Raw genomic sequence first — 18227 nt, forward strand, 5'->3', positions numbered from 1 at the left:
CTCTTGAGGTACGTGGTTCAGACCTGGACCTCTCCGTCGGATCCTTGGTCGGACCCTCGTCCCTCGGACGGTTCGCCCTCGGCGCCGTCGTCGCTGCACTCGCCGTCGCGCGCGGCGCATCGTGCAAGTGCCGCGTCCGTGCAAGCGCCCGGTCCGTGCAGGCGCCGCGTCCGTGCAAGCGCCCCGTTCGTGCCGGCCGCCTGTCTGAGTGCGCACCGCGTCCGCGACGAGTGCCCGCAGGCCGACCGGCGTCCGCCGACGGGCCGGCTACGCGCGTCCGCCCGTGGCCACGGCCCGGAGTTCGTCCAGCGACTCCCGCATCAAAGACGCCATCTCGCGTTCCTCGGCCGGAGCGATCCAGCGCTCGAAGCCGACCTTGAAGACGGCGACACCCGCCTCGGCGGTCAGGCTCGCGGCCGGTTCCGTGACACCGCGCCCGCGCAGGGCGCCGGCGAGCGCCGCCGCCAGCGAGGCGAGCTTGATCAGCTCGCGCTCCTGGAGTTCCGCGTTGCCCGCGATGACGGCCTGCCGCTGACAGGACTGCTCGCGGCGCCCGGCGAACACCGTGGAGACCGCCTCGAGCCCCGCCGCGATCGCGTCGATCGGCGCGGCGGACCCGGGCGCCTCGGCGACCGAGTTCACGAACAGCTCCTGCAACACCTCCGAGCCGCCGAACAGCACCTCGCGCTTGTCCGCGTAGTGCCGGAAGAAGGTCCGCTCGGTGAGGCCGGCGCGCCTGGCGATCTCCGCCACCGTGGTCTGCTCGTAGCCGCGCTCGCTGTAGAGCTCCAACGCCGCCTCCGCCAGGCGTCCGCGTGCGTTCGGCTCCCATCTGCTCATGGGCAGATCCTACGCGATGGCAGTCACTGACATCGGGTGCTACTGTCGATGACAGTCACTGACATCAACAGTCTGGGGAACCTCCCATGCGCATCTTCGTGACCGGGGCGTCCGGCTGGATCGGCTCCGCCCTCGTTCCCGAACTCATCGACGCGGGCCACCAGGTCACCGGGCTCGCCCGCTCCGACGCCTCCGCCGCCGCCCTCACCGCCGCCGGGGCGGACGTGGTCCGCGGCACCGTCGACGACCTCGACGTCCTGGGCGCCACCGCCGCCGCGTCGGACGGCGTGGTCCACCTCGCCTTCAAGCACGACATCGCCTTCGGCGGCGACTTCGCGGGCGCCGCCCACGCGGACCGCCGCGCCGTCGACGCCCTCGGCGACGCGCTGGCCGGCACCGGCCGCCCCTTCGTCCTCGCCTCCGGGCTCGCCGGCCTCAAGCCGGGGCAGGTGGCGACCGAGCGGGACATGGCCACGGCCGACGGCTCACCGGTCTCCATCCGCGCGACCACCGCCGCGGCGGTGATCGCACTCGCCTCTCGGGGCGTGCGATCCTCCGTGGTGCGGCTGTCTCCGACCTGCCACGGCGAGGGGGACAACGGGTTCATGGCGTCCCTGGTCGCCGTCGCCCGGGCCAAGGGGGTCTCCGGCTACATCGGGGACGGCGCCAACCGCTGGCCGGCCGTCCACCGCCTCGACGCCGCCCGGCTGTTCCGCCTGGCGGTCGAGAAGGCCCCGGCGGGCTCGGTGCTGCACGGCACCGCCGAGGAGGGCGTCGCGCTGCGCGACGTCGCCGAGGTGATCGGCCGACACCTGGGCGTGCCGGTGACCTCGGTGGCCCCCGAAGCCGCGGCCGAGCACTTCGCCTGGCTGGGCGGCTTCCTCGGACTCGACTGCCCGGCGTCGAGCACTCTCACCCGCGAACTGCTGGACTGGCGGCCGACCCGCCCCGGCCTCGTCGAAGACCTCGACAAGGGCCACTACTTCCACACCGCCGCCACCGGCTCCTGACGGCTGCCGCGCGTGAACCCGGCGCGGTAGCCTGGCGATCATGGTGGACTGGGGCCTTCGGCCGGCATCGGTGTCGGACGTCGAGGCGGTGGCCGAGTTGCGGGCCGTGGTGCTGCGGGCGGACCTGGAACGGCTCGGCCGGTACGACGCGCGGCGCGTACGTCAGCGGCTGCGGGACGGATTCGACCCCGCCCACACCTGGGTGATCGAGGTGGGCGGCTCGTTCGCCGGCTGTGTGGCGCTGCGACCGGACCGGGGCGCCCACTGGCTGGAGCACTTCTACCTGGCAGCGCGTCTTCAGGGCAGCGGCATCGGCACGGGCGTGCTGCGCGAGCTGCTCCAGCGGTGCGACAGCGGCGGCATCCACGTCCGGTTGAACGTGCTCCAGGGCAGTCCCGCCCGACGGCTGTACGAGCGGCACGGGTTCACCGTCGAGACCGAGGACCCCGTGGACGTGTTCATGGTGCGCGAGCCCGGGCGTGTCATGCTGGGCCCGCAGGGGGAGCGGGAGGGATCGGATGGCGGGGGACCGGACACATGACTGATGCGGCCGGACTCGGTGCGCGGCCCTGGTACGCCGCCAACGAAGCCCTGGCGTTTCTGCTCGAGCTGGCGGCGCTCGGCTCTCTGGGCTGGTGGGGATTCGGTGCCGGTCATGAGGGCGCCCCGCGGATCCTGCTCGGCGTGGGAACACCCCTGCTGGCCGCGGTGGTCTGGGGGTTGTTCGCCGCTCCCCGGGCGCCGCTGCGGCCCCGGCTTCCGCTCGTCCTGGCGGTGAAGGCGCTGGTGTTCGGCGCCGGCGCCGCCGCCCTGTACGGAGTGGGTCACCCCGTCGCGGCGGGTGCCGTGGCGGTGGTGACGGTCGCCAACATCGCGGTGGCCGAGATCTTCCGTGCCGCCCCGCGGACCGTGGTGCCGAGCGGGCTCCCCGGGCCGGGTGACCACGCCTGACCACCTGGGCGTGCGCGTTGCCGGGTCGGGAAAAAGAGTTGGGCGGGACGACGCTCGGGCGATAGCCTCCGGGCGACCGTGACACCGCACGAGGAGGTGAGACCCATGAACGCTGTAACGATGTGGGTGCTCCCTCCTTCCCCACGGTCGGGCGATTGACACAGGTGTCCGCCGGGAGCGCCTCGAGAAGGCACTCCCGAAAGGCAACAACCCATGCATTCCGTGCACTTCACCGCCCAGACGTCGGCGAACGGCGTCCTCGAACGCGACTTCACCGTGGGCGAGATCCCCGGCGTGCTCTGGTCGCCCGCGTCCCGCCCCGATCGCGCGCCTCTGGTGCTGATGGGCCACGGAGGCGGTACTCACAAGAGGTGGCCGGCCATGACGGGCCGAGCCCACAGCCTGGTGACCGGCTGCGGTTTCCATGTCGCCGTCATCGACGCGCCCGGTCACGGCGACCGGCCGCGCACGCCGTACGACGAGCAGGAGATCGCCGCGCTGTACCGGGCGAGGGAGGCGGGCGAGCCGGAGGGCCCGATCGTCGTCCGCTACAACGCCCACCTGGCCGAGCGCGCCGTACCCGAGTGGCGGGCGACCCTGGACGCCCTCCAGGAACTGCCGGAGATCGGCGCAAAAGGGCCGGTCGGCTACTTCGGGCTGAACATGGCCACGGCGATCGGCGTGCCGTTCGTGGCGGCCGATCCCAGGATCACCGCCGCGGTCTTCGGTCTCCACTGGCCCGATGCCCTGGCCGAGACGGCGAAGCGGATCACCGTACCGATCGAGTTCATGCTCCAGTGGGACGACGAGCACATCCCGCGCGAGTCCGGTCTGGCGCTGTTCGACGCCTTCGCCTCGCGGGAGAAGACGTTGCACGTCAACGCGGGCAGGCACAAGGAACTGCCCAGGTTCGAGAGCGACAGCGCGGTCCGGTTCTTCGCCCGGCACCTGGGGCGCACCGCCCCGTCACCGGAATGATCTGAGTGGTGTCGGTGTCCGGCCCGAGCGCCGGACACCGGTACAGACCGCGGACACCGGTACCCACCGCGGACACCGGTACCCAGGGACACCGGTACCCCGGACGCCTACGCCCGCCCCGGCCGCCGATGCCCCGGACGCCTACGCCCGCCCCGGCCGCCGATGCCCCGGACGCCGATACCGACGCCCGCCGCCCGCCGCCCGACGGCGCGCGGCCCGACGCCCGCCGCCCGCCCGCCCGACGGCGCGCGGCGGGCGATCACCGAGCGGGGTCCCGTTTCCCCTCGCCCCCGGTCGGTCGTCCGGCCGCGAGGGCCGCGTCGAGGGAGGGGTAGACGGGCAGGACCCGGGCGAGCCCGCTGGCTTGAAGGACCCGCTCCACCCGGCCTTCGGGACAGACCAGGCGCAGCTCCCCGCCGTCGCGTTCCAGCATCGTGTGGGCGGTCGCGAGAGGGCTCAGCGCGTCCGCGTCCGTGTACGTCAGCTCGGAGAGGTCCGCGATCAGATTGAGCAGGTGCTTGTGCTTCGCGGTCACGGCGGCCACGAAGTCGCGGAGCTCCTCGGCGGTGGTGGTGTCCAGTACCCCCCTAACCTCCATCACGGCCCAGCCGTTCTCCCAGTGCGACGCCAGGAACAGAGCCATGATCGTCTCTCCGTCTCCTGCTGCTGCCGTGTCGCCGACACCGTCGATTGTCCTCTCGCCGGTCCGGTCTCGCTCGTCCTGGGGCGCCCCTCACACGGAACGGTCCAGGTCCTGCCGCGGCTGTGCGTGGGCGTGCGCCTCCAGGGGCGGCGCCGTGTGCCGGTCGGGGCGGTGCTCCGCGAGCGGGGCGATCTTGTAGCGCGGGGCGTCGGCCGTCTCCCGGGCGAGGGGCACCGGCCGGCGGGCGACCAGGCGGCCCACCCAGTGCCGGCCGCACAGCGGGCACGGGGGAGCGCCCCGCGGGTCGTAGGGCGACGGCACGCCCTGCCCGTCGCGGATGAAGTACTCCCACTCGTCGCCCTGCTCGTCGCGGTCGTGCTGCACGTCGTAGTCGACGCTCCACTTGTGCCAGCAGTGACCGCAGGCGAATTCGACGCGCTCCACGGCGAGTTCGGTGATCATGAGACATCCTCCCTCGGCATGCCAGTGCCCCGATTTACGATTTACGGCTATATAGGGAGATTGTCCAGAGTCGCGACGCGAACTGCGCGGCATCGCAGGTGCCGGTCATGCCGGTCATGCCGCCGAGGTGAGGGGCTCCTCGGCCCAGATGGTCTTGCCCTGGTCCTCGAAGCGGCTTCCCCAGCGCTGCGCGAACTGCGAGACCAGCAGCAGACCGCGGCCGCCCTCGTCGGTCGTGCGGGCGTGCCGCAGGTACGGCGCGGCGCTGCTCCCGTCGGAGACCTCGACGCTCAGCGTCCGGTCGCAGATCAGACGCAGTCGCACGGGCGGCGCGGCGTAGCGGATGGCGTTGGTGACGAGTTCGCTGACGATCAGCTCCGTGGAGAACAGCTCGTCGTCCATGGCCCAGGTGCGCAATTGGCGGGCGGTGAGCGAGCGGGCGGTGGCGACGGCCGCCGGGTCGGCGGGCAGCACCCAGGTGGCGACGCGCGCGGGATCGAGCGGCCGCGTGCAGCCGACCAGGACCGCCGCGTCGTCCGGCGGATCGGCGGGAACCAGTTCCTCCGTGACCTTCAGGCACAGGTCCTGCGGGGACAGGGGGGACGCGGCCAGCACGCGCGCGAGCGCGGCGCGACCGGTCTCGTCCGGGAACGCCTGGAGCAGCCCCGGGGTGAAGAGGACCAGCCGGCTCCCCTCGGCCGGCGTCAGGGTGGTCTTCGTCAGCGGAGGTCCGGGCCGGCCGAGCGGTGGCCCGGCAGGGACGTCGGGGAAGGCCACGGTGCCGTCCGGAGCCACCACGGCCAGGCCCGCGGCACCGGCGGCGGAACCGGTGCAGCGGCAGGTGACGGGGTCGTAGACCAGGTAGAGGCAGGTGGCGCCGACGGGGCTGCCGCTGTCCGGGTCGGCGGTCTCGATGTCCATCTGCCGGACCAGGTCCTCCAGGCGGGCCATGAGCTCGTCCGGTGCCAGATCGAGGGCGGCCAGCGTGTGCACGGCCGTGCGCAGCCGCCCCATCGTCGCCGCGGTGCGCACACCGCGGCCGGGGGTGCTGCCCGCCACGAGGGCCACACGGGCTCCCGGAAGGGTGATGACATCGGTCCAGTCGCCGCCCGCGCCCGAGTGCACCCAGTGGTGTGCCGCCCGTACCGCGTCCGCGGCGGGGAGGTCCCGTGGGAGCAGACCGCGTTGCAGCGACAGCACGGTGTTGCGTTCACGCACATACCGGCGGGCGTTGTCCAGGGCGACGGCGGCGCGGGCGGCGAGGTCCTGGGCCAGGGTGAGGTCGTCGTCCTCGAACGCGCCGCGTGCGGTCCACCGGTAGAACGTGACGAGGCCCAGCGCGCGGTCGCGCACCAGCAGCGGGACCGCCATGAGCGAGTGGACCCCCTCCTCGCGCATCCGCCGGCCGCGGACCGGGTCGCTCCGCAGCCACGCGTCGTCCTCCCCGACCACATGCACCAGACGCGGTTCATGATCGGTCAGGACCTGGGCGGCCGGCGCATCGCCGGGCATGGTGCTGACCTCACCGATCCCGTACGCACCGGAACGACCGTCGCCGCGGAGGGACCGCGACGCGGCGCGCCGCAGGGCCCAGCCCGCCGTGCCCGGCCCGGCGGGCACATCCTCGCCGGACAGCACCGGCTCGATGAGATCCACCGTCGTACTGTCGGCCAGCCGCGGCACCGTCACATCGGCCAGTTCCGCCGCGGTGTCCAGCGCACCGAGGGTGGTCCCGATCCGGGAACCGGCCTCGGCGACCAGAGCGAGCCGCTCCCGGGCCCGGTGCCGCTCGGTGATGTCGACCACCACGTCGGCCACCCCGAGGACACGGCCGTCCGGGTCCTCCAGACGGAACGCGGACGCCTCGTAGACGTGCTCACGGCCGGGGTCACCGGGCGGACGACCGCGCTTTTCGAAGGAGAGGACCGGCTCGCCGCTCTCCAGGACCTCAGTCATCACCCGCTCGGCCAGCTCGGCGTTGAAGTCGGGCCACACCTCGGTGGGCCGCAGCCCCAGCCCCTCGGTCACCCGGACGCCCTGCATGCCTTCCGCCACGCCGTTGTACCGCATCAGACGCAACTGAGGGTCCAGGAGGAACAGGCCGATAGGAGAACGGGTGAACAACGCCTCGAGCAGCGCCCGGTCGACGGCGGACGTGGACGCGTCGTACGCCCCGCTCGGGAACACGTCGACCCTCCAGCAGGCCGTGGCCCGACCCCGCTGTCCGGCACGCACCCGCACCCGGCAGCCGACGTGGTGCCCGTCGTGGTGGCGGAGCACGACGTCGGAGGCCGCTCCGTCTCCCGGCGCATCCGTGACCAGCAGTTCCTTGGCCGGCCGGCCGACGATCCGCCGCGCGGGATAGCCCAGCAGGCGTTCGGCGGCCGGACTCCACTCGACGACCATGCCCTGGTCATCGACCAGGACAGACGCCGGGCCCGTCGTGCCCTGCGCGGAGCCACCCGTCCGGCGGGTGCCGCCTGTCGACTCGCTCATGATCGTCCCACTGTTCTCGAGGTCCGGTGCGGTCGTCCCTTCCGTCTCGCCCGGAGTGACCCTTCACCCCGGTGTGAAGCGGTGTGAAGGGGTGTGAACCGGTGTGAAGCGGTGTGATCCGGTGTGTCAGAGCAGGTCCTCCAGGGCGCGGACCATGGTCCGCCGGGCCAACTCGACCTTGAAGGCGTTGAGCGGCGTGGTGCGGGCGGGCAGCAGTTCCTCGCGGGCGGCCCGCTCGAAGACCTCGCGCCCGGCGGGCGCTCCCCGCGGGATCTTCTCCGCGCGGCGGGCCCGCCAGGGCGTGGTGGCCACGTCGCCCAGGGCCGGCCGTACGTCACCGATCACGCCGTCGTTCATGGGCACCACGGCCGCGACGGAGGCCAGGGCGAACTCGTAGGACTCGCGGTCGCGCACCTTGAGGCAGAGCGACGTACGGGCCGCCGGCATGCCGGGGACCTCGATGCCGACGACCAGCTCGCCGTGCTCGATCGGATGCTCCAGATGCGGGGTGTCGCCGGGCTCGGGGAAGAAGTCGTCGAGGGCGTACACGCGCCGGCCGCGAGGCCCCTCGGTGTGGACGCGGGCATCCAGGGTCGTCAGCGGTACGGCGACGTCGGAGGGGTGGGTGGCGATGCAGTGGTCGCTGACCCCGAGGACGGCGTGACCGCGGTTGAAGCCGTCCAGGGCACCGCAACCGCTGCCCGGTTCACGCTTGTTGCGCGGCGAGGCGGCGTCGCGGAAGGAGGCGCAGCGGGTGCGCTGCACCATGTTGCCGCCCGTGCCGGCCATGTTGCGCAACTGCGCGAAGGCGCCGAGCACGAGGGCTTCGCGGACCAGCGGGAACCTCTCCCGCACCATGGGCGCCTCGGCCACGTCGCTCATGCGGGCCAGGGCGCCGATGTACAGGCCGCCGTCGGGCCGGTCCTCGATCCGGGTGAGCGGCAGGTTGTTGATGGGGTGCGGTTCGCCGTCCTCGGCCAGGCCTCCGACGGTCGTCACCTCGCGCCCCTCGCAGGTGATGGCCAGCGTGAGGCAGGACAGGGTACGGCGCTGGTCGACCCAGACCGTGCACGCGCCGCAGGTCCCCTGGTCGCACCCCTTCTTCGCGCCCGTCAGATGAAGGCGCTCGCGCAGCGCGTCCAGGAGGCTGACCCGTGGTTCGATCTCCAGCGCGTGCTCGGTGCTGTTGACCGTCAGGGTGACCTTCACGGGGCCGGGACCGCGTTCCGGCAGGACGGGAGTCTCGGCCACCCGCGAGGGGTGTCGCGCAGCAGACACGGACAGACCACCTCCACCTTCACGTTTCATCGTGTTGCACCGGTGAACGCACCGCCAGTCGGCGTGCCACCGGCCGTCCCCGACACCTCCCGGTAGTCGCCTCCCGCAGTCTTGACACGTCCCTGGCAAGAACCTACCTTCGCGTGAAATGGATTTCAGTGGCCAACGCGCGCTCCGGCCCGCACCGCCCTTCATTCGGCTTTCCCTGCTCGACATTCCTCTTCAAATACGTCTGAAATCGGTTTCGTCTCAAATCGCTCAGGAGTGCCTGTGACCACGGTCGGAAGGGTGTCGCCGCCCCTGCTCGCCATGCGGGGCATCGGCAAGTCGTTCCCGGGCGTCAGAGCGCTGAACGGCGTCGATCTCACGGTGCACGCGGGAGAGGTCGTCGCGCTGCTCGGCGAGAACGGCGCCGGGAAGTCGACCCTGATGAACATCCTCGCGGGCGTGCACGCCGACTACGAGGGGACCATCGAGTGCCGGGGCGAACCGGTCGCCATCCACGCGCCCCGGGACGCGGCACGCCACGGCATCGCCATGATCCACCAGGAGCTCAACCTGGTGCCGGAGCTGTCGGTGGCGGAGAACGTGTTCCTCGGCCGGGAACCGACCACGGCCCGCGGCACGGTACGCCGCAAGGAGATGGAGGCCCGCACCGCCGAGCTGCTCGCCGGACTCGGCCTCGACGTGCCGCCGCGGCGCGCCGTCAAACACTGCCGGATCGCCGAGCAGCAGCTCATCGAGGTCGCCAAGGCCCTCGGTCTCGATGTCCGGCTGCTGGTGATGGACGAGCCGACCTCGGCGCTCGCGGACGCGGAGGTACGCCGCCTGCACGAGGTGATCCGCGGCCTCACCGCCCGCGGCGTGGGCATCGTCTACATCTCGCACCGCCTGGAGGAGCTGGAGGAGATCGCCGACTCGGTGACCGTGCTGCGCGACGGCACGTGCACGGGCCGCCGCGCCATGGCACGCACCAGCCGTGCCGAACTCGTCCGCCTCATGGTCGGACGGCCGCTGGACGAGCTCTATCCACGCCGCCCGGAGCAGGCCCCGAGCACGCCACCGAGGCTGACGGTGCGCGGCCTGACCGTCACGCCGCCGGACGGGAGCCCCGCCGTGCACGGCGTCGACCTGACCGTGGCCCCCGGGGAGATCGTCGGCATCGCCGGCCTCATGGGGGCCGGCCGCAGCGAGGTGCTCCAAGCCGTCTTCGGACAGTACGGGACAACGGCCCGCGGCGAGTTCACGCTCGACGGCCGCCGCTACGTGCCCCGCAGCCCCGGGCACGCGATCCGCAGCGGCCTCGCGCTCGTCGCGGAGGACCGCAAGGCGCAGAGCCTGGTGCTCGGCAACACGGTCCGCTTCAACAGCTCGCTCGCCGCGCTCCGCCGGTTCGCGACGCCGTGGCGCACGGTACGACGCCGGCGCGAGACCGCTGCCGTACGCGAGCAGATGACCGCGCTCGCGGTCCGCACGCCCGGCCTGGAGACCTCCGTCGGGCTGCTGTCCGGCGGCAACCAGCAGAAGGTCGTGCTCGCCAAGTGCCTTCTGACCCGGCCGGGTGTGCTGCTCGTGGACGAGCCGACCCGCGGCATCGACATCGGCGCCAAGGCCCAGATCCACGCCCTGATGGACCGCCTCGCCGCCCAGGGCACCGCCATCCTCGCCGTCTCCTCGGAACTGCCGGAACTCATCGGCATGTGCGACCGGATCCTCGTGCTCTGCGAGGGCCGCCTCACCGGCGAGTTCCACCGGGACCCGGCGCGCGGCCCGGTCGCCGACCAGGAGGCGATCCTCACCGCGGCGATGGCCCGGCGCACGGTGGCCGCCGCGCCTGCGGCCGGACCCGCCGGCGTACCACGGGCCCACGGCCCCGGAACCGGTGCCGTGCCCCGCCCCCCATCCGGCACCGCGTCCGATGCCCCACCCGACACCGACTCCAACGAACTCCACCCCAAGGAGCCCCGCTCATGACGAGCGTTCTCAAGGCCGCCCCGGACACCTCGGGCGCCGCCGCACCCGGGCGGTTGCGACGGCTGCTGCCGCTCTTCGGGTCGTTGCAGAGCTATATCGGCCTGGTCCTCATCTTCGCGGTCGGCGTCGCCACCAAGGGCGACATCTTCCTCGACCAGACCAACCTCACCAACGCCATCGGCAACTTCGCCTCGCGCGGCATCCTCGCCGTCGGCGTCACCCTGGTCATCATCACCGCCGGGATCGACCTGTCCGTCGGCTCCCTCATGGGGTTCGCGTCCATGGCCGCGGCGATGATGCTCTTCCACCACGACATGCCGGTCTGGCAGATCGTCCCCCTGTGCATGCTCATCGGCGCGGCCTTCGGAGTCGTCAACGGCGTGGGCACCACCTGGCTGCGCATCCAGTCGTTCGTGATGACGCTCGCCATGCTGTCCATCGCCCGCGGCCTGGACCGACAGCTCTCCGACAACGCCTCCGTCGGCACCACCGTCGCCGGGTCCGACGGCAAACTCACGCCGAACTCCGAGGCGTTCCAGAGCCTGGGGACCCCGGGGCACAACGTCCTCGTCGGCATTCTCGGCCCGGACGGCATCTACTTCCCCGTGCTCGCCTTCTTCGTGGTCTGCGTCGTCTTCCATCTGGTGCTGTCCAGAAGCCGGTTCGGGCGGCACATCTACGCCGTCGGCGGCAACCCCACCGCCGCCCGCCTGTCCGGCATCAACGTCACCTTCGTCGTCGTCGCCGTGTTCACCCTGTCCGGGATGCTCGCCGGGTTCGCCGGGCCCATCGACGCCGCGTACAGCGCCTCCGCCGACCCCATGGCCGGCAACGGCTACGAACTCGACGCCATCGCCGCGGCCGTCATCGGCGGGGCGAGCCTCGCCGGCGGCAAGGGCACCATCGCCGGCACGTTCGTCGGCGCGCTGATCCTCACCCTGCTCGACAACGTGCTCGGCCTGAACGCCGTCAGCGACAACTGGCAGCTGGTCATCAAGGGCTCGATCGTCGTCTTCGCGGTCGTCCTGCAACGCCCCGACCTGCTGGGCGGACTGCGCCGCCGCCTCACCCACCGCACCCGCACCGACCGCTTGACCGAGGAGAAGTAGGGCATGACCAGAAAAGCACTCACCGCCGTCGCCGCCCTGTGCGTCGCGGCGCTCGCCTCCGGCTGCGCCTCCAAGACGGACACCGCGAGCAGCACCGGCGGCGACAAGGGTGACAGCGGCCAGTTCGTCATCGGCTACTCGCAGTCCAACAACGCCGAGCCGTACCGCCAGCAGCTCAACAAACAGCTCCAGTACTACGTCAAGCAGCACAAGAACCTGAAGCTCCTGCCCATCACCGACGCCAAGCAGGACAACGCGACGCAGGTCAGCCAGGTGCAGAGCTTCATCCAGCAGAAGGTCGACCTGCTGATCGTCTCGCCCAACGAGCCCGCCCCGCTCACCCCGCCCGTCGAGCAGGCCTGCAAGGCCGGCATCCCCGTGATCATCCTGGACCGCACCGTCAACACCGACTGCTACACGGCCTTCATCGGCGGCGACAACTACCAGATCGGCAAGAAGGCGGGCGAGGCCGCGGTGAAGGCGCTCCCCAGCGGCGGCAACGTCGCCGAACTGCGCGGTGTGCTCTCCGCCCAGCCGCAGATCGACCGCGACAAGGGCTTCCGCGACGCCATCGCCGGACACGACATCAAGATCGTGGAGTCGCGCGAGGCGAAGTGGACGCGGCCCAACGCCATCCAGGTCATGAACCAGTGGCTGGCCCGCGGCACGAAGATCGACCTCGTCTACGCCCACAACGACGACATGGCGATCGGCGCCTACGGCGCGGCGGCCGGCGCCGGCAAGGCCGACAGCATGAAGTTCATCGGCATCGACGGCCTGGCGATCCCCGACGGCGGCATCCGCGCCGTGCAGCAGGGCCACCTGCTGACCACGTTCGTCTACCCGACCGGCGCCAAGGAGGCCGCCGAGGCCGCGTACGCCCTCTCGCAGCACCGGAAGGTCACCAAGAAGCAGACCCTGGGCACCGTGGAGATCACCCAGGCGAACGCCGCCCAGGTCTACGACGAGTTCGACATGAGCTCCAAGACCGGCTGACCAAAGCCGTCGCAGCGCACGCCACCGCGCCCACCGGGCGCTTGTCAGGAAGGGACGCCATGAGAGGACGCCATGAAGGCTGAGACATGGGCACGCCGGGTGGCCGCGGTGGCCGTCGCCGTCGCGGCCACGCTCACACCCGGCGCGGCGACGGCCACCGCCGCCGACGCCCCCGCGGCCCGGCACACCGCGCCGGGCACCCACGGCCCCGTCGGATGGGACACCTACCGGCACCTCGACCGGCTGGGCGAGCTGCCGAGCGGTGTCCGCACCCAGCAGTTCTCCGGCTTCGACCGCTCCGGCGGCAACGACGACGGCTTCGACGGAACGTACTCCTGTCTGCGGACGACCACCGAGGGCTGCGTCATCGCCGAGCACAGCGGGCCGGGCGAGATCGGGGCGATCTGGTTCACCCGCGACGGCGGCGACGTGTCCAGGACCGGCACCATCACCGTCGAACTCGACGGCCGGACCGTAGTGCACGCACCCTTGCAGGACGTCGTCGACGGAAAGCTGGGCGCGCCGTTCACGGCGCCGCTCGTGGCCGACGCCGACGCCTCCTCGGGCGGCGTGCTCATCGAAGTGCCCATGACCTTCCGCCGGTCCATGCGGATCACCACCGAGCACAACCCGCTCTTCTACCACGTCTCCTACCGCACCTTCGCGGACGCCGACGGCGTCACCACCTTCGACCCCTCCGACCCCGCCCAGGACGTCGTCGACCGACTCAAGGCGGCCGGGACACAAGACCCCAAGCCCGCGCTGCCCGGCGCCCGCACCACCGCACGCACCCTCGACCTCGCCCCCGGACAGACCCAGACCCTCGCGAAGGTGACCGCCCCTGGGCTGCTCACCGCACTCGACATCCGGCTGCCCCAGGCGTCCTACGTCACCCCGCGCACCGAGACCGACAACGGACGGGCCTTCGGCACGGGAGGCTCCAGCGAGTTCACCGTCGCCGTGGACCCCGCCAACCAAGGAGTCACCCTCACCCGCCGGCTGGACCCGGGGATCGGCCACCAGGTCGCCGACGTGTACGTGGACGGCCGCCTCGCCGGCCGGTGGAGCCCGAACGAGCCCCTCGGCGGCGGACTGTGGGCCGAGCAGAGCGTGCGCCTGCCCGCGTCCCTGACCGCCGGAAAGTCCTGTATCACCGTCAAGAACGTCTTCGTGTCCTCGGACCTGGACTACAACGAGTTCACCTACTGGGCCGACAGCGCGACCGGGGGACAGACCCACCGCACCGACACGGTCGACGTCGGCACACCCGCCTCCGAACAGGACCACGCGTACCGCATCACCGCGCCCACCTGGCAGGGTGAACGCACCTTCGGCTACCCGCTCGACGACGAGCAGCGCGCCCGGCTCGCCGCGACTCAGAAACTCCTTCAGGGTCTGCGCCTGCGCATCTCCTTCGACGGTCACCGCACCGTCGACTCACCCCTGGGCGAGTTCTTCGGGTCCGGGCACGCCCTGGCGCCCGTCCGGTCCCTGATGTTCGGCATCGACCCCGACTCACGTGCCTTCAGGGCGTGGTGGCCGATGCCGTTCGCCCGGAGCGCCGAGGTCCAGCTGTACAACGGCTCCGGCACCGCTGTCACCACGGGCACCGCGGCCGTCACCTCCGCGCCCTCCGCCGCCCACGCCCGCGCGGTGCGGGACAAGACCGAGGGCTACTTCCGGACCCAGTCCCACGCCGGGCCCACCACCGACGGGGAGAGCTGGCCCTTCCTGAGCGCCGACGGCCGGGGCAAGTTCGTCGGCGTCAGCCACACCATGACCGGGGAGACCAACCGCAACTACCTGGAGGGCGACGAGCGCGTCCACGTCGACGGCTCCCGCACCCCGCAGCTCCACGGCACCGGAACCGAGGACTTCTACCAGAGCGGCTGGTACTTCAACCGCGACACCTACACCCAGCCGTTCAACGGCAACCCGACGCACCTCGGCGCCTCCACGGGGTGCGCCGCCGACCGCGACTGCACCGGCGCGTACCGGCTGCAGATCCACGACGCCGTTCCGTTCACCCGCTCCATCGAGTACTCCATCGAACACGGCCCCGTCAACGACAAGCAGGCCGACTACGCGTCGACCGCCTACTGGTACGGCACCGACGGGCCGAGCGCCCACCGCACGGACAGCCTGCGCATCGGCGACCCCGGCGACGAGAACGCCCACCACTACACCTCGGCCGACCCCGGGCCGGCCACCACCCTCGACTCCGTCTTCGAAGGAGACCGGCGCGACCCCGCCCATCTGACGGCCACGACCCGCGCCACCCACGCCCCCGTCGGCTTCGTCCTCGCCGTCGACCCCGGCAACAAGGGGGTCGAGCTGCGCCGCACCTCCGACCAGAAGGCCGCACACCAACAGGTCGAGGTCAGGGTGAACGGCCACCGGCTCCCGGACTGGTACCAGCCTCTCGGCAACGGCGAGCGCCGCTGGCTGGACGACACCTACCTGATCCCGTCCTCCGTCACCCACGGCGGGAAGGCCCTCACGATCACCCTGACACCGCCTGCGGGCGCCCCCGACTGGTCGGCCGCCTCGTACACCGCGTACAGCCTGAGCTGAGTCACTCCCCATCCGGACGGACGGGCGGCCCCGGCGACGGAGGCCGCCCGATCGGTCCGCGCGGCGGACCGATCCCCCCGTTCAGCGTTCGAACGGGCTCCTGATCGGGAAGTACGCCGGCAGGAACGAGGCGATGATGCGGGCCTGTTCCTGGGCCGGGACCTCGGCGTCCTGGGATTCGCCGAGGCAGAAGACGTCGTGCCCGCGGATCGTGAGCAGGCGCGTCAGCTCCGGATGACGTGCGTAGGTGCCCACGTCGATGTAGGCGCAGCGGATGCCGCTGGGCACGGCGGTGCCGGTGACATAGCCGTAGTGATGGTGCAGGGAGGCCGCCATGGAGATGTCCTGCCGGCCGCGCACCGGGTTCGCCGCCGTACGGGCCACGTCCTCGCCGAAGTCCGCTTCGATCCGCTCCAGCACGCTCTTGCGGAGAGGGCACGGGGCGTGCGCGAATCCATGGGTCACCGTCACCGCGAAGCGGTCCTGAAGCAGTCTGCGATTGTTCCTGGCCGCGGCGAAGTAGCCCTCGTCGTCCGCTTCCGTCGGCTCGCCGACCGGTACGGATGTCGGAGTCCAGAAGAAGCGGCTCATGCCGTTCGGCAGGAAGAACTTCTGCGCACCGAGCGGTCTGCCGATGAAGACGTCGTCGTTGAGGTACAGGAAGTGCTCGGACAGGCCGTCGATGTGGTGCAACTGCGTCTCGATGGCGTGGGAGTTGAAGGTCGGCAGGCAGCCGGCGTCGGAGAATATGTCGCGATGTGACACGACCTGAAGGCCCGGGTGCGTGGTGTTCAGCCACTTCGGCGTCTGGTCGTCGGTGACCACGTAGACCTTCCGCACCCAGGGGGCGAACATGGCGAGGGAGCGCAGGGAGTAGCGCAGCTCGTCCCGGTTGCGGAACCTGGCGGCCTCGTCACCGTCGGCCCCGGACGGCAGTCCGAGGTCCTCGCGTCGCCGGGCCCGCCGCCGCTGCCACTCGGGGTCGGAGTCGTCGACCCAGGTGTAGACGACGTCGATCGGGAAGGTGATGTCGTTCACCAGCGTCTTGGTGAACGGTTCCAGCGTGGGGTGATCGCGGTCGCGCACCCTCAGCGTGGCGTCGGCGGTCAGAGACGGCAGCTTGGGCCCCACGGCGCTCGGGCGCAGCGGCGCGACGAACTGCCCGTCCCCGCCCTCCTCCGCCGGCACCCGGCGCCAGAACTCCACGTCGCAGCCGTAGGCGGGCCCGAAGCGCAGCGTGCGACTGGAGGTCACGACGGGGCGGAAGACGCGCAGACCGGCGACCTCCCCGACGGCCCCGAGGCGTTCGGCGAGGAGCACACCCGGGGCGTGCGTCCGGGGCTTGAGCAGCTCCGCGTACACCGCCTTGCCCTCGTACGTCGCGGCCAGCGCCTTGCGGACCAGCACCTGGTGCTCGGTGTCGACGGCCACACGGGACCTCGGGGTGTCGTCCTTGCCACGCAGGACCACGAAGGGGACGCCGTGCTCCCGCAGTGCGGTGACGACGGTCTCGAAATTCCGCTGGCTGATGTCCGCGGCCTGAAGGTCGTCACGGACCTCCGACAGTCTGCCGCCGGACCGGACGAGGGAGCGGTGGGACGCCCCGATGACCACCTCGCGGGCCCGCTGGTCGCCGGAGGACGGTGCGGTCCGGTCCGCCGCGACCGCGGGGTGGAAGCGGCCCGCGCCGCCGTGGGCGAGGCGGTGGGCCATGCGGTCAGCCCGCTCGGTCAGCCGCGCGGGGGAGTCGCGCCGCCCGACGAGGCCGGTGAACAGCTCCTCCCACTGCTCGACGATCACGTCGGCGGCGAAGCGAGCCGACCCCTCGTAGGCCTTCTCACCGAAGGAGCACAGGAGCTCCCTGTCCTCCATCAGCTTGGAGATCGCCTCGGCGAGACCGTCGATGTCGTCGGGCGGGACGAGCAGTCCGTCGACCCCGTGCCGGATGATCTCCGCGGGTCCGGTGACGATGTCGTAGGCCACGGCCGGCACTCCGGCGGCGAAGGCCTCCAGGAGCACCAGCGGGAAGGCCTCGCCGTCCCGTGACGGCAACATGGTCAGGCTGGCCTTGGCCCACTCCTCGGCCATGTGCCGGCTGGGACCCAGGATCTCGACGGACTCGTGCAGGCCGAGTCCCTGGACCAGATTGCGCAGCCGGGACATCTGCGGGCCGTCTCCGAAGACGCGCAGCCGCCAGCCGGGGTGCCGGGGCAGCGCCCTGGAGAAGGCGACGACGGCGTGGTCGACCTGCTTGTCGGGGACGAGCCGGCGGGGCATCACGATGCTCTTGCCCGTCAGGCTGGAGCGGGGGCGGAACCCCTCGGGGATGGCGTTGGGGATGGCCGCCAGGCGCGGTGCCGCCTTGCCGAGCGACTCCTCCAGCCACTGCCTCGTACGTTCCGTCAGCACCACGACGGCGTCGAACTCGGGGGCCCGCGGCAGCAGCGGCTCGCCCGTGGCCCCGCGCAGCTGCGACGGCCGGTGCTCCTGGTGGACGGTGATCACACGGGACGGCACCAGATCGGCGGCGGCGGACATGAGCGCGGGCGACGTGGTGACGAGGACGTCCGTGTCGAGGGTCCGCAGGGTGCGGTGCATCTCGATGTCGGAGAGGGCGTCGAAGGTGGCCTCCCACCTCGGGTTGATCAGTTCGCTCGGCAGGCCGGCCAGGCGACGGCACTCCTCGGCCCGCAGTTCGCTGTGCCGCACCGGCCGCTCCGTCCGGCCCGTGCGGTCCACCAGGTAGCGCACGGCGACCCGCTCGTCCACGGTGAAGAAGGGGCGCTCCCGGGTCCTGAACACGCTGACCACTTCGACGGTGTGCCGGGGCGCCAGATGCGCCGCCTGGGTGTAGACGGCCTGCTCCGTGCCGCCCATCTCGTCGCCCCAGGTGAGCAGAAAGGTGATCTTCATGGG

The 18227-nt window shown here is 71.9% G+C and carries 14 protein-coding genes; 8 read left to right on the plus strand and 6 right to left on the minus strand.

The window, feature by feature from the left end; translation table 11 throughout:
• Positions 1-267: 267 nt before the first annotated feature.
• Entirely contained in the window at positions 268-840 is a 573-nt protein-coding gene (locus ABZ484_RS07875; protein ID WP_358865012.1) for a helix-turn-helix domain-containing protein, read from the minus strand.
• 86 nt (positions 841-926) lie between these two features.
• Between ABZ484_RS07875 and ABZ484_RS07880 the strand changes: the two genes are divergently transcribed.
• From ABZ484_RS07880 to ABZ484_RS07895, 4 genes are all read left to right on the plus strand, one after another.
• Positions 927-1850 carry an SDR family oxidoreductase gene (locus ABZ484_RS07880; protein ID WP_358865013.1) on the plus strand — a complete coding sequence of 308 codons (924 nt, stop codon included), beginning with the start codon at positions 927-929 and terminating at the stop codon, positions 1848-1850.
• 40 nt (positions 1851-1890) lie between these two features.
• Positions 1891-2391 (plus strand): GNAT family N-acetyltransferase, encoded by a 501-nt coding sequence (locus tag ABZ484_RS07885; RefSeq protein WP_358865014.1) that lies wholly within the window; start codon positions 1891-1893, stop codon positions 2389-2391.
• Positions 2388-2801 carry a YrdB family protein gene (locus ABZ484_RS07890; protein ID WP_358865015.1) on the plus strand — a complete coding sequence of 138 codons (414 nt, stop codon included), beginning with the start codon at positions 2388-2390 and terminating at the stop codon, positions 2799-2801. Before ABZ484_RS07885 ends, ABZ484_RS07890 begins: the two co-directional genes overlap by 4 nt.
• Before the next feature lie 213 nt (positions 2802-3014).
• A complete protein-coding gene (locus ABZ484_RS07895; RefSeq protein WP_358865016.1) occupies positions 3015-3779 on the plus strand; it encodes an alpha/beta hydrolase in 765 nt (254 codons plus the stop codon).
• 259 nt (positions 3780-4038) lie between these two features.
• Here the strand turns inward: ABZ484_RS07895 and ABZ484_RS07900 are convergent, their stop codons facing one another.
• The 4 genes from ABZ484_RS07900 to ABZ484_RS07915 form a co-directional block, all read right to left on the minus strand.
• Entirely contained in the window at positions 4039-4422 is a 384-nt protein-coding gene (locus tag ABZ484_RS07900; protein ID WP_358865017.1) for an STAS domain-containing protein, read from the minus strand.
• 90 nt (positions 4423-4512) lie between these two features.
• Entirely contained in the window at positions 4513-4884 is a 372-nt protein-coding gene (locus ABZ484_RS07905) for a hypothetical protein (RefSeq protein ID WP_358865018.1), read from the minus strand.
• Positions 4885-4998: 114 nt separating this feature from the next.
• Entirely contained in the window at positions 4999-7380 is a 2382-nt protein-coding gene (locus ABZ484_RS07910; protein WP_358865019.1) for a SpoIIE family protein phosphatase, read from the minus strand.
• 126 nt (positions 7381-7506) lie between these two features.
• Positions 7507-8658: an FAD binding domain-containing protein gene (locus ABZ484_RS07915; RefSeq protein WP_358865020.1), complete on the minus strand. Its 1152-nt coding sequence runs from the start codon at positions 8656-8658 to the stop codon at positions 7507-7509.
• Between the two features lie 270 nt (positions 8659-8928).
• Between ABZ484_RS07915 and ABZ484_RS07920 the strand changes: the two genes are divergently transcribed.
• From ABZ484_RS07920 to ABZ484_RS07935, 4 genes are all read left to right on the plus strand, one after another.
• Entirely contained in the window at positions 8929-10632 is a 1704-nt protein-coding gene (locus tag ABZ484_RS07920) for a sugar ABC transporter ATP-binding protein (RefSeq protein WP_358865021.1), read from the plus strand.
• On the plus strand, positions 10629-11741 hold the full coding sequence (locus ABZ484_RS07925) for an ABC transporter permease (protein WP_358865022.1): 1113 nt from the start codon (positions 10629-10631) through the stop codon (positions 11739-11741). Before ABZ484_RS07920 ends, ABZ484_RS07925 begins: the two co-directional genes overlap by 4 nt.
• Positions 11742-11744: 3 nt before the next feature.
• Positions 11745-12737 carry a substrate-binding domain-containing protein gene (locus tag ABZ484_RS07930; protein ID WP_358865023.1) on the plus strand — a complete coding sequence of 331 codons (993 nt, stop codon included), beginning with the start codon at positions 11745-11747 and terminating at the stop codon, positions 12735-12737.
• Positions 12738-12809: 72 nt separating this feature from the next.
• Positions 12810-15311 carry a glycoside hydrolase family 172 protein gene (locus tag ABZ484_RS07935; RefSeq protein WP_358865024.1) on the plus strand — a complete coding sequence of 834 codons (2502 nt, stop codon included), beginning with the start codon at positions 12810-12812 and terminating at the stop codon, positions 15309-15311.
• An 81-nt stretch (positions 15312-15392) separates the two neighbouring features.
• Here ABZ484_RS07935 and ABZ484_RS07940 read toward each other — a convergent pair whose 3' ends face one another.
• On the minus strand, positions 15393-18224 hold the full coding sequence (locus tag ABZ484_RS07940) for a stealth conserved region 3 domain-containing protein (RefSeq protein WP_358865025.1): 2832 nt from the start codon (positions 18222-18224) through the stop codon (positions 15393-15395).
• Positions 18225-18227 lie beyond the last annotated feature (3 nt).

Origin of the sequence: Streptomyces sp. NPDC006393, from assembly GCF_040628575.1 — a bacterium.
Lineage (GTDB): Bacteria > Actinomycetota > Actinomycetes > Streptomycetales > Streptomycetaceae > Streptomyces.

Excerpts from the sequence above, each read along its gene's own strand:
- ABZ484_RS07885 (WP_358865014.1), top strand. The coding sequence starts at position 1,891 with ATGGTGGACTGGGGCCTTCGGCCGGCATCGGTGTCGGACGTCGAGGCG.
- ABZ484_RS07910 (WP_358865019.1), bottom strand. The coding sequence starts at position 7,380 with ATGAGCGAGTCGACAGGCGGCACCCGCCGGACGGGTGGCTCCGCGCAG.
- ABZ484_RS07925 (WP_358865022.1), top strand. The coding sequence starts at position 10,629 with ATGACGAGCGTTCTCAAGGCCGCCCCGGACACCTCGGGCGCCGCCGCA.
- ABZ484_RS07880 (WP_358865013.1), top strand. The coding sequence starts at position 927 with ATGCGCATCTTCGTGACCGGGGCGTCCGGCTGGATCGGCTCCGCCCTC.
- ABZ484_RS07905 (WP_358865018.1), bottom strand. The coding sequence starts at position 4,884 with ATGATCACCGAACTCGCCGTGGAGCGCGTCGAATTCGCCTGCGGTCAC.
- ABZ484_RS07935 (WP_358865024.1), top strand. The coding sequence starts at position 12,810 with ATGAAGGCTGAGACATGGGCACGCCGGGTGGCCGCGGTGGCCGTCGCC.
- ABZ484_RS07930 (WP_358865023.1), top strand. The coding sequence starts at position 11,745 with ATGACCAGAAAAGCACTCACCGCCGTCGCCGCCCTGTGCGTCGCGGCG.
- ABZ484_RS07900 (WP_358865017.1), bottom strand. The coding sequence starts at position 4,422 with ATGGCTCTGTTCCTGGCGTCGCACTGGGAGAACGGCTGGGCCGTGATG.
- ABZ484_RS07875 (WP_358865012.1), bottom strand. The coding sequence starts at position 840 with ATGAGCAGATGGGAGCCGAACGCACGCGGACGCCTGGCGGAGGCGGCG.
- ABZ484_RS07895 (WP_358865016.1), top strand. The coding sequence starts at position 3,015 with ATGCATTCCGTGCACTTCACCGCCCAGACGTCGGCGAACGGCGTCCTC.
- ABZ484_RS07940 (WP_358865025.1), bottom strand. The coding sequence starts at position 18,224 with ATGAAGATCACCTTTCTGCTCACCTGGGGCGACGAGATGGGCGGCACG.
- ABZ484_RS07890 (WP_358865015.1), top strand. The coding sequence starts at position 2,388 with ATGACTGATGCGGCCGGACTCGGTGCGCGGCCCTGGTACGCCGCCAAC.